Source organism: Aeromonas sp. 97A, assembly GCF_051919185.1.
Taxonomy (GTDB): domain Bacteria; phylum Pseudomonadota; class Gammaproteobacteria; order Enterobacterales; family Aeromonadaceae; genus Aeromonas; species Aeromonas veronii.
Map to the genome: position 1 here is coordinate 4234607 of NZ_JBQBFF010000001.1, position 10394 is coordinate 4245000.

The window sequence follows — 10394 nt, forward strand, 5'->3', positions numbered from 1 at the left end:
AGACAACCGTTGTCAGAACTGCTGGAACCAGCGCTGGATCTGGGCCGGGTCCTTGCTCTGGGTCAGGGAGAGCATCAGCAGCACCCGTGCCTTCTGCGGGTTGAGGGTCTCGGCGGCGACGAAGCCGTACTTGGCGTCATCAATTTCGGCATCCAGAGTGGTGGCGCCGGTCGGTACGCGGGCGGAGCGCACGACGCGAATGCCGTCCTTGCTCGCCTTGGCCAGGGTATCGAACAGGGTGTGGTAGAGGTTGCCGTTACCCACCCCGGCACTGACGATGCCATCGAACTTGGCATCCACCATCGCCTTGGCCGGCAAGTCGGTGGCGTTGGCGTAGCTGTAGACGATGCCCACTTGCGGCAGCTTGTCGAGCTTGCTCACGTCAAACGGCGTCTTGCTGGTGTGCAGACGGGCCGGAGTGCGCTGATAGTCGATCTTGCCGTTGTGGATGTAACCCAGTGGGCCGAAGTTGGGGGAGGTGAAGGTCTGCACGCCTGTGGTGTTGGTCTTGGTGACGTCACGGGCATCCAGCACGGTGTCGTTCATCGCCACCATCACACCACGGCCCTTGGAGGCGGGGTCGGAGGCGGTCACCACGGCGTTGTAGAGGTTGAGCGGGCCATCGGCACTCATGGCGGTGGAGGGGCGCATGGCGCCAACCAGCACTACCGGCTTGTCGCTCTTGACGGTCAGGTTTAGGAAGTAGGCGGTCTCTTCCATGGTGTCGGTGCCGTGGGTGATGACGATGCCATCCACGTCATCCTTGGCCAGCAGCTCGTTGACCCGTTTGGCCAGCTTGAGCCAAACCTCGTCGTTCATGTCCTGGGAGCCGATCTTCACCACCTGCTCTCCCTGCACATCGGCCACGTTTTTCATCTCGGGCACGGCGGCGATCAGGGTTTCGATGGCCACCTTGCCAGCCTCGTAGTTGGACTGGGTAGCCGACTGGCCAGCCCCGGCAATGGTGCCGCCGGTTGCCAGAATATGGACGTTGGGCAGCGCCATCGCCATGGGGGAGAGGGTCAGGCCGACGACGGCGGCGAGCAGGGTCTTGCGGATCGGTAGGGTCATGCTGCAAATCCTTGTGGTTGGAATAATCGCAGCAAGTTTGCCCGTTTAATAACCCGGGTCTGTGATAAAACTCACCAAAAGACAGGTGAGTACAGATTTTTAACCTGTTTTATACCTCTATGGAGATAATTTAACTCGCAGAAAAACCCTTGGCTTCGATCAGGGCGATCAGCTCGGCCTTGCTCAGATCGCTCTCGATGACGGCCTTGCTGCTGGCGAAATCGACGGTTGCGGTGGTGACCGCAGGCTGGGCCAGCAGCACTTTTTGCAGACTGGCGGCGCAGCCACCGCAGGACATGCCGGACACGGTGAGTTCGATGGTCATGGGATATCTCCTTTGTTGATGGGCGCCAGCCTAAAGCTGCCGCCTCCGGCAAGGTCAAGCCGTCAGTACATCAACCCTAGGTAGTTCATCAGAGTCGCCCCGAGGCTGGTAGTAACCAGCGAACCGAGGGTGGTGGTGGCGATGATGTTTGCGGCCAGCACGCTGTCGCCCCCCATGGCACGGGTCATCACATAGCTGGCGGCGGCAGTCGGGGTAGCGCTGATGAGGAACAGAATACCCAGCTCCAGATGGCTGAAGCCGAGCAGTGCTGCCCCAAGAGTGAACGCAGCCGGAATGAGGCAGAGCCGCATGATGCTGGCCCAGCCCGCAATGGCTGCACCACCACGCAGAGCATCCAGGCTGAGGGAGGCGCCGGTGCAGAGCAGCGCCAGCGGCAACGTCATGTTGGCGAAGTAGCTGCCGGTGGTGAGCAACAGTTGCGGCATCTTGATACCGAGCAGGGTAAAGGGCAGCGCCGCCACAATGGCGATGATCAACGGATTCTTGATGATACCGAGCAGAATGGGGCGAATGCCGGTGGCACCGCCGAGACTGCGGGTGAGGGTGATCACTGCGAGAATGTTGTAGAGCACGGTCACCGCGCCGACATAGAAGGCCGCCGCCCCCAACCCTTCGTGGCCGTAGGCGTTTTGCACATAGGCGAGCCCGATAATGGCGCTGTTGCCGCGAAAGCTCCCCTGCACGAAGATGCCGCGCAGCCGCTGCTCCCCGATAAAACGTCCGGCCAGCAGCTCCAGCACCAGATAGCTGATAACGGTGGCGAGCAGGCCATAGCTGATAAACCAGAGGCTCGGCATGGTGGCGAAGTTGGTACCCAGAATACTGAGAAAGAGCAGAGCGGGCAGGGTGACCTGAAACACCAGTCGCGAGGCGGATTCGGTAAAGGGATCCGGCAGCAGCCCCAACCGCTTGAGCAAGATGCCGAGCAGCAGCACCACGCAGATGGGGCCTGTGATGGAGAGGGAGAAGAGCAGACTGGCCAGCAGATCCATGATGGGCATCCTGTGCTGTGCCCACACACCCTGAAGGCGGGGCAAAAAGGGCATTCTAACGCCATGGGCTTGTATTCACAGGGGTTAATCACAACAATGTGGGCAATTCCACCGCCTAGCCTCCTGTGAGCCAATTCATGGACAAGAAACTGACCATCCTCGATATCGCCAGACTGAGTGGCGTCGGCAAGTCGACCGTCTCCCGGGTGCTCAACCAGGATCCCAAGGTGAAGCAGGAGACCCGCGAGCGGGTGGAGCAAATCATCGCCGAGCATGGCTTCGTGCCGAGCAAATCGGCGCGGGCCATGCGCAGCCAGAGCCAGCAGGTGGTGGGGATCATCGTCTCGCGGCTCGACTCCAGCTCGGAGAATCAGGCGGTGCGCGGCATGCTGGAGACCCTCTACCAGCGTGGCTACGATGCTGTGCTGATGGAGAGCAAGTTCTCCCCCGCCAAGGTGCAGGAGCATCTGGCGGTGCTGGAGCGGCGCGGGGTGGATGGCATTATCCTGTTCGCCTTCAATGACTTGGACTATGCCGCCATGACGCCGCTGAAAGAGAAGCTGGTGCTGGTCGCTCGTGAATATCCCGGTTTCTCCTCGGTCTGCTTTGACGACGCCGGTGCGGTGCGCTCCATGCTGGCGCAACTGGCAAGCCGTGGCGCCCGCGACATCGCCTATCTGGGGGTGGATGCCTCGGATCTCACCACCGGCCAGCGCCGCCTCGACGCCTATCTCGCTTACTGCGCAGAGCAGGGGTTGCGCCCGCGCAGCGCCCTCGGCGATCTCAGCCTGCAGAGCGGCTACCGGCTGGCGGCCGAGCTGTTGACGCCCTCCACCCAGGCGCTGGTCTGCGCCAGCGACACCCTCGCCATCGGTGCGGCAAAATACCTGCAAGAACAAGGGCGTAGCGAGGTGCTGGTGACCGGACTTGGCAACAATCCCATGCTCAGTTTCCTCTTCCCCAACGCCCTCAGTCTCGATCTCGGTTACAAAGGGGCGGGGGAGCAGGCGGCGCGTCAGCTGCTCGGCCAGATTGAGCAGGATCAGCCGCCGCTGGTGACTATCGCCCCCTGTCGAACCCTGTGACCCCCATCACTCCGGACTGAACAAAAAGTGCGCTTTTTGTGATGCTGGCCACGAATTGGGAACGTTCCCATTTCGATCTGGCCAGATTGTCGGCATGCTAAATGGGAACGATACCAAAAACGCTCCGGCCGACAGACTGGCTCAAAAGGGCGATACAGACCACTATTCAATGGCGTCACAGAGGGAAGACCCATGTCCAAGATCAACGCACAGCAGCTTGCCACCCTGATCGACAAGATCGGCGGTAAGGAGAACATCGCCACCGTCAGCCACTGCCTGACCCGGTTGCGCTTCGTCCTGAACGATCCGGCCAAGGCCGACAGCAAGGCTATCGAAACCATCCCGGCGGTGAAGGGAAGCTTCACCCAGGGCGGTCAGTTCCAGGTGGTGATCGGTAACGAGGTAGAGCAGTGGTACAAGGCGCTGACCGAGCAGCTCGGCGTCAGCGGTGGTAGCAAGGAGACCGCCAAGCAGGCGGCCCGCCAGAACATGAACCCGCTGGAGCGGGGCATTTCCCATCTGGCGGAGATCTTCGTACCGTTGCTGCCCGCCATCATCACCGGCGGTCTGATCCTGGGCTTTCGCAACGTCATCGGCGACATCAAGATGTTCGACGATGGCACTCACACCCTCACCGAGATCAGCCAGTTCTGGGCTCAGGTACACGCCTTCCTCTGGCTGCTGGGCGAGGCGATTTTCCACTTCCTGCCGGTTGGTGTTTGCTGGTCTGCAGTGAAGAAGATGGGCGGCTCCGAGATCCTGGGTATCGTGCTGGGGGTGACGCTGGTGTCACCGCAGTTGATGAACGCCTACGGCATCGGTCAGCAGACTCCCGAGGTGTGGGACTTCGGCCTGTTCGTGATCCAGAAGGTAGGTTATCAGGCCCAGGTCATTCCGGCGCTGCTGGCGGGTGTCTTCCTGGCCTGGGTTGAGACCAACCTCAAGCGGATCATTCCGGCCTATCTCTATCTGGTGATTGTGCCGTTTGTCTCGCTGCTGCTGGCAGTGATCGTGGCCCACGCCTTTATCGGCCCGTTCGGTCGCTGGATTGGTGATGGCGTTGGTTTCGCTGCCAAGGCCGCCATGACCGGCTCCTTCGCTCCCATCGGTGCCGCCCTCTTCGGTTTCCTCTACGCACCGCTGGTTATTACCGGTATCCACCACACCACCAACGCAGTGGATCTGCAGCTGATGCAGAGCATGGGTGGCACCCCGATTTGGCCGCTGATCGCCCTCTCCAACATCGCTCAGGCTTCTGCGGTCGTCGGCATCATTCTGATTAGCCGCAAGGAGAACGAGCGGGAGATCTCGGTGCCTGCCGCCATCTCCGCCTACCTCGGGGTGACCGAACCGGCGATGTACGGTATCAACCTCAAGTACAAGTTCCCCATGCTGTGCGCCATGGTGGGCTCCAGCCTTGCCGCCCTTATCTGCGGTTTCGCCGGGGTGATGGCCAACGGCATCGGGGTAGGCGGCCTGCCGGGCATCCTCTCCATCCAGCCGCAATACTGGGCGGTATTTGCCATCGCCATGCTGGTGGCCATCGTGGTGCCGGTGGTGCTGACCTTGCTGGTCTACAAGCGCCAGCAAGCCGCTGGCAAGTTGGCCCAAGCCAGCGCCTGACACTGATTATCAGGGCGACCCGCGGGTCGCCCTCTCCATTTTCTATTCGAGACAAGAGAAAGAGCCATGAGCCAAACACCCTGGTGGCAGAGCGCCGTGATTTACCAGATCTATCCCAAGAGCTTTCAGGATTCCGGCGCCCGTGGCACCGGTGATCTCAAGGGGATCATGGCCCGCCTCGATTACCTCAAGACGCTGGGGGTCGATGCCCTCTGGCTGACCCCGGTCTACGTCTCGCCGCAGGTGGACAACGGCTACGACATCGCCGACTACCTTGCCATCGACCCCGCCTACGGCACCATGGCAGATTTCGAGGCGCTGCTGGCCGCCGCCCACGCGCGCGACATCCGCATCGTGATGGATATCGTGGTCAACCACACTTCCACCGAGCACGCTTGGTTCAAGTCGGCGCTGGGGGATAAAAACAGCCCCTACCGCGACTACTACATCTGGAAAGATCCGGTGGATGGCGGTGTGCCGAACAACTGGCAATCCAAGTTTGGTGGCAGCGCCTGGGAGCTGGATCCCGCCACCGGTCAGTACTACCTGCACCTGTTTGCCCGCGAGCAGGCGGATCTCAACTGGGAAAATCCGGCGGTGCGCGCCGAGGTGAAAAACATCATCCACTTCTGGGCCAAGAAGGGGGTGGATGGTTTCCGCCTCGACGTCATCAACCTTATCTCCAAGGATCAGGCGTTCCCGAACGACGAGATTGGCGATGGCCGTCGCTTCTATACCGACGGGCCGCGCATCCACGAATTTTTGCAGGACGTGAGCCGCGACGTGTTTGCCCCGGTGGGAGCCATGACGGTGGGGGAGATGTCCTCCACCAGTCTGGAGCACTGTCAGCGCTATGGCGCCCTCGACGGTTCAGAGCTCTCCATGGTGTTCAACTTCCACCACCTCAAGGTGGATTACCCCAACGGCGACAAGTGGACCAAGGCGCCGTTCGACTTCCTCGAACTCAAGCGCATCTTCAACCACTGGCAGAGCGGCATGCATGGCAAGGGGTGGTCGGCGCTGTTCTGGTGCAACCACGATCAGCCGCGCATCGTCTCCCGCTTCGGCGATGAGGGCGAGCATAGGGTAGTGGCCGCCAAGATGCTGGCCAGCACGCTGCACGGTTTGCAGGGCACCCCCTACATCTATCAGGGGGAGGAGATCGGCATGACCAACCCCGGCTATCAGCGCATCGATGACTATCAGGATGTGGAGAGCCGTAACATCTTCGCCATCAAGCAGGCGGAAGGGATGAGCGAGGCCGAGATCCTCGCCATTCTCGGTGCCAAGTCCCGCGACAACTCGCGCACCCCGATGCAGTGGAGCGTTGCGGCCAATGCCGGTTTCACCCAAGGGACGCCCTGGCTCAAGCCAGCCGCCAACTATTCCGAGATCAATGCCGAGGCGGCGCTGGCCGACCAGCACTCGGTGTTCTGGCACTATCGGGATCTCATCGCCCTTCGCAAGGCGCACCCCATCTTCACTCAGGGGGATTATCAGGAGCTGCTGACCGGGCACCCGCAGATCTGGGCCTATGCCCGCCGTGCCAACGGTCAGACCCTGCTGGTGGTGAGCAACTTCTACGGCGAGCCGGTGGAGTTTGCCTTGCCTGCTGAGCTGCAAAGCGGGCAAGGTCGGCTGCTGCTCGGCAACTACCCCGATAGCCCGGCCCAACCGCAATCGGGTATGCTGCGCCCTTATGAATCCCTGATCTGGCTGATGGAGTAGTGGATGAGCGAGGAAATGGTTGCAGCTGAACAGCAGCATGCGCGTGGTGCCGAGTGGCAGAAGATGGTGGCCGGTGATCCCTATGATGCGGGGGATCCCGAGCTGAAAGCGGCGCGCGAGCGCTGCCGCAAGCTCTATCACACCTTCAACACCAGCTGGCAGGAAAAACCGGCGCAGGATGCTTTGCTGCACGAGCTGCTCGGTAGCCGCGGCCAGGAGTGTGCCATCAATCCGCCGTTCTTCTGCGACTATGGTGCCAATATCTTCGTCGGCGAGAACTTCTACGCCAACGTCAATTGCACCATCCTCGACGTCTGCGAGGTGCACATCGGCGACAACGTGCTGCTGGCGCCCGGGGTGCAGATCTACACCGCCGCTCACCCGGTGGCGGTGGCGCCGCGCATCAGGGGTGTCGAGTTCGGCAAGCCGGTACGGATCGGTCACAACGTCTGGATTGGCGGCAGCACGGTTATCTGCCCCGGCGTCACCATCGGTGACAACAGCGTCATCGGCGCCGGCTCGGTGGTGACCAAAGATGTGCCCGCCAATGTGGTGGCGGCTGGCAACCCTTGCAAGGTACTTCGACCGATGACGGCACAGGAGCTTGAAGGCGTCATCCAGCGGTGAACAGGGGCCATGAATGCTATTGCTATCTGATTGATAGAAAAGCGACTTTCAGATTGTTTTGCATTCAGTGCTTATGTTCTGGGCAGCTTGGTCGATACTGTTGAGTGCAGGAGGAACCCTATGGATATATCAAGTTCTGCAAATGCGTCGTTTGGTTCTGCTCTGATGACGGCCAGTCTGGCCAAGAAACAGCAGACCCAAGAGGGCGAAGCTGCGCTGAAGCTGCTGCAAAACGCAGCGCAATCAGCGCCGGTTGCACCGACATCGGCCAGCGCTTCTCTGGGAAGCAAGATCGATATTCGCGTCTGACCCTAATGAAAAAGCCCCCATCTCGCGATGGGGGCTTTTTTATCTCAGCGATTTGCGGGATCAGACCGGGAAAGGAGCCGGCGCCTCGAAGGTCATCCGCTCGCCACTGCGGGGGTGGCTGATGGTCAGGCTGGCCGCATGCAGGTAGAGATGGGGCGCCGCCGCCAGCGCATCCGGATGGGCGTAGAGGTTGTCACCCAGGATCGGGTGCCCCAGCTCCAGCATATGGACGCGCAGCTGGTGCGAGCGACCTGTGATGGGAGTCAGCTTGATCAGGCTGTTGCCATTTTCCACCTTCAGCTTCTGCCACAGGGTCAGAGCGTGACGCCCCTCCTCGTGATCCACCTTCTGCTTCGGGCGGTTGGGCCAGTCGACGCAGAGCGGCAGGTCAACCTGACCTGACTCTGCTTCCGGCTCACCCCACACCCAGGCGAGGTAGTGCTTCTCGGTCTCCCGCTCACGGAATTGTCTGCTCAGCTCCCGATGAGAGTTGGGATTGAGGGGAATGACAATGACGCCAGTGGTGGACATGTCGAGGCGATGAGCAGCAGCCGCCTTGGGGTGCTGCTGTTTCACCCGATGCAGGACGCTGTCTTCATTCTCGGGGCCGCGCCCGGGGACGCTTAGCAGGCCAGTGGGCTTGTTGACCACCATGATGTCCTTGTCCTTGAACAGGATATCGAGCCAGGGTTCCAGAGGCGGTGAGTATTCAAACATAAATGTCTCGCATCAGAAGGTGGGGGCAAGCCCCCATCAGTTATGGGTAACCACGACAAAGTGGCCTTGGGTATCCAGTTTGAGCTGGTTCTGGCCGCTGTCGGTCGGTACCTTGTCAGTTATGGGTGACCACGATAAAGCGGATGGCATCCAGCTTGAGTTGGGTCTGATCGATCAGGTGGTGCAATTCTGCCTGCAGATTGCGCAGATAATCCAGTTCGCTGTCTCGCACGTTCGGGTTGACCGCCTTGAGCGCTTCCAGACGATCCAGATCCTGCTGCAGGGTCTGCGCCATCTGGGCGCGGGCCTTGTCGACAATCCCGGCTTTCAGCTCTTCGGCAATGGCCTGGCCCTTGCCAATCAGACCGTGGATCACCGGTTGGGACGCGGTGACCAGTTTGCTGCCGAGGTGGCGATTGACCGGCGTCAGCTGACGGTTGAAGGCATCAAACGCCACTTTCTCACCCAGATTCTGGCCGTTTTTGTCCATCAGCAGACGGATCGGTGTCGGCGGCATGAAGCGGTAGAGCTGGGGATGGGCCGCAGACTCGGCAACGAAGATCAGCTCAAGCAGGATGGAGCCGATGGGCAGCGCCTTGTTCTTGAGTAGTGCCACCGAGGTGGCACCGATCTCGGAACCCAGGATCAGGTCGATACCGCCGCGCATCATGGGGTGATCCCAGGAGAGCAGCGCCATGTCATCCCGCGACAGGGCTGTGTTGCGATCGAAGGTGATGGTCATACCGTCTTGCGGCAGGCCCGGGAAGCTGGAGACCAGCATATGATCCCCGGGGGTCAGCACCAGCGCGTTCTCGCCACGGTCATCCTGATTGACGCCGATCTCGTCGAACATCTTGAGAGCGAAGGAGATCATGCCGGTGTCATCATCTTCGGCGGCCAGCTTGTCGACCAGCTGCTGGGCGGCGGCGCCACCGCTGGAGTGGATCTCCAGCAGGCGATCGCGGCCCTGTTCCAGCCGGGCCTTGAGCGGCTCGTGCAGTTCGCGGGTCTTGACCAGCAGGGTCTCGAGGGCCGCCTGATCGCCGGTGTTGGCGGCCAGCAGCTCGAACAGCTCTTCACGTACCGCTTCGAATACCGGGCGGGCAGTCGGGCAGGTCTGCTCGAACGCATCGAGGCCATCGTGATACCAGAGCTGCAGGGCGCGCTGGGAGGTACCCTCCAGATAGGGAACATGGATCTCGACGGTATTCTGCTGACCGATACGATCCAGTCGGCCGATACGCTGTTCCAGTAGATCCGGGTTGAGAGGCAGATCGAACAGCACCAGATGGCTGGCAAACTGGAAGTTGCGACCCTCTGAGCCGATCTCGGAGCAGAGCAGCACCTGGGCGCCACCCTCTTGCTGGGCGAAATAGGCGGAGGCCTTGTCCCGCTCAAGGATCGACATCCCTTCGTGGAACACGGCACCACGGATCCCTTCACGGGTACGCAGCGCCTCTTCCAGCGCGATGGCGGTCGCTGCTTCGGAGCAGATCACCAGCACCTTCTGCTGACGGGCAGAGAGCAGCAGCTCCAGCAACCATTCAACGCGTGGGTCGAACTGGGTCCAGGTGGCGTTGTCGCCTTCGAACTGCTGGAAGATCTTCTCGGGATAGAGGTAGCGCAGGGCGCGGGTCTGCAGATCGCCACCGTTGCCACCCATCATGCCCATCACCTTGATGGCAGTCTTGTACTGCTCCGGCAGCGGCATGGGGTAGACGTTGAGGTGACGCTCGGGGAAGCCCTGAATATTGGCGCGGCTGTTGCGGAACAGCACCCGGCCGGTGCCATGCTGATCCAGCAGCTTGGCGACTGCCTGCTGGCGGGCAGTCGCATCGCTCAAATCCAGCCCTTCCAGCTGGCTGGCGAGGATCTGTCTGGCTTCATCGCTCAGGG

Annotated in this window: 10 protein-coding genes (1 of these 10 cut by a window edge); 5 read left to right on the forward strand and 5 right to left on the reverse strand. The window is 61.1% G+C overall.

What is annotated here, in order from left to right; genetic code table 11:
- Positions 1-12: 12 nt before the first annotated feature.
- From ansB to ACTG27_RS19455, 3 genes are all read right to left on the reverse strand, one after another.
- Positions 13-1071, reverse strand: coding sequence for an L-asparaginase 2 (gene ansB / locus ACTG27_RS19445; RefSeq protein WP_429211222.1), 1059 nt, complete (start codon positions 1069-1071; stop codon positions 13-15).
- 130 nt (positions 1072-1201) lie between these two features.
- Positions 1202-1396 (reverse strand): heavy-metal-associated domain-containing protein, encoded by a 195-nt coding sequence (locus ACTG27_RS19450; protein WP_120416408.1) that lies wholly within the window; start codon positions 1394-1396, stop codon positions 1202-1204.
- Positions 1397-1458: 62 nt separating this feature from the next.
- A complete protein-coding gene (locus ACTG27_RS19455; RefSeq protein WP_268011743.1) occupies positions 1459-2409 on the reverse strand; it encodes an AEC family transporter in 951 nt (316 codons plus the stop codon).
- 137 nt (positions 2410-2546) lie between these two features.
- On the opposite strand from ACTG27_RS19455, the gene treR reads away from it, so the two are divergent.
- From treR to ACTG27_RS19480, 5 genes are all read left to right on the forward strand, one after another.
- The gene (gene treR, locus ACTG27_RS19460; protein WP_439980213.1) at positions 2547-3494 is read left to right on the forward strand and encodes a trehalose operon repressor TreR; all 948 of its coding nucleotides are present in this window, start codon (positions 2547-2549) and stop codon (positions 3492-3494) included.
- 192 nt (positions 3495-3686) lie between these two features.
- Complete coding sequence (treB, locus tag ACTG27_RS19465; protein ID WP_005336043.1) at positions 3687-5117, forward strand: PTS trehalose transporter subunit IIBC; 1431 nt, start codon at positions 3687-3689, stop codon at positions 5115-5117.
- Between the two features lie 66 nt (positions 5118-5183).
- A complete protein-coding gene (treC, locus tag ACTG27_RS19470) occupies positions 5184-6845 on the forward strand; it encodes an alpha,alpha-phosphotrehalase (RefSeq protein WP_439980214.1) in 1662 nt (553 codons plus the stop codon).
- 3 nt (positions 6846-6848) lie between these two features.
- The gene (locus ACTG27_RS19475; protein WP_439980215.1) at positions 6849-7472 is read left to right on the forward strand and encodes a sugar O-acetyltransferase; all 624 of its coding nucleotides are present in this window, start codon (positions 6849-6851) and stop codon (positions 7470-7472) included.
- A gap of 120 nt (positions 7473-7592) precedes the next feature.
- Positions 7593-7781: a hypothetical protein gene (locus ACTG27_RS19480; protein ID WP_005336040.1), complete on the forward strand. Its 189-nt coding sequence runs from the start codon at positions 7593-7595 to the stop codon at positions 7779-7781.
- 60 nt (positions 7782-7841) lie between these two features.
- Here ACTG27_RS19480 and rluA read toward each other — a convergent pair whose 3' ends face one another.
- Both rluA and rapA read right to left on the reverse strand, forming a co-directional pair.
- On the reverse strand, positions 7842-8498 hold the full coding sequence (rluA, locus tag ACTG27_RS19485) for a bifunctional tRNA pseudouridine(32) synthase/23S rRNA pseudouridine(746) synthase RluA (RefSeq protein WP_069528708.1): 657 nt from the start codon (positions 8496-8498) through the stop codon (positions 7842-7844).
- Positions 8499-8613: 115 nt separating this feature from the next.
- Positions 8614-10394: the 3' portion of an RNA polymerase-associated protein RapA gene (gene rapA, locus ACTG27_RS19490; protein ID WP_439980217.1), read on the reverse strand. The gene runs 1087 nt beyond the window's last position; the window shows 1781 of its 2868 coding nt (coding positions 1088-2868); its start codon lies off the right edge, out of view; it ends in the stop codon at positions 8614-8616.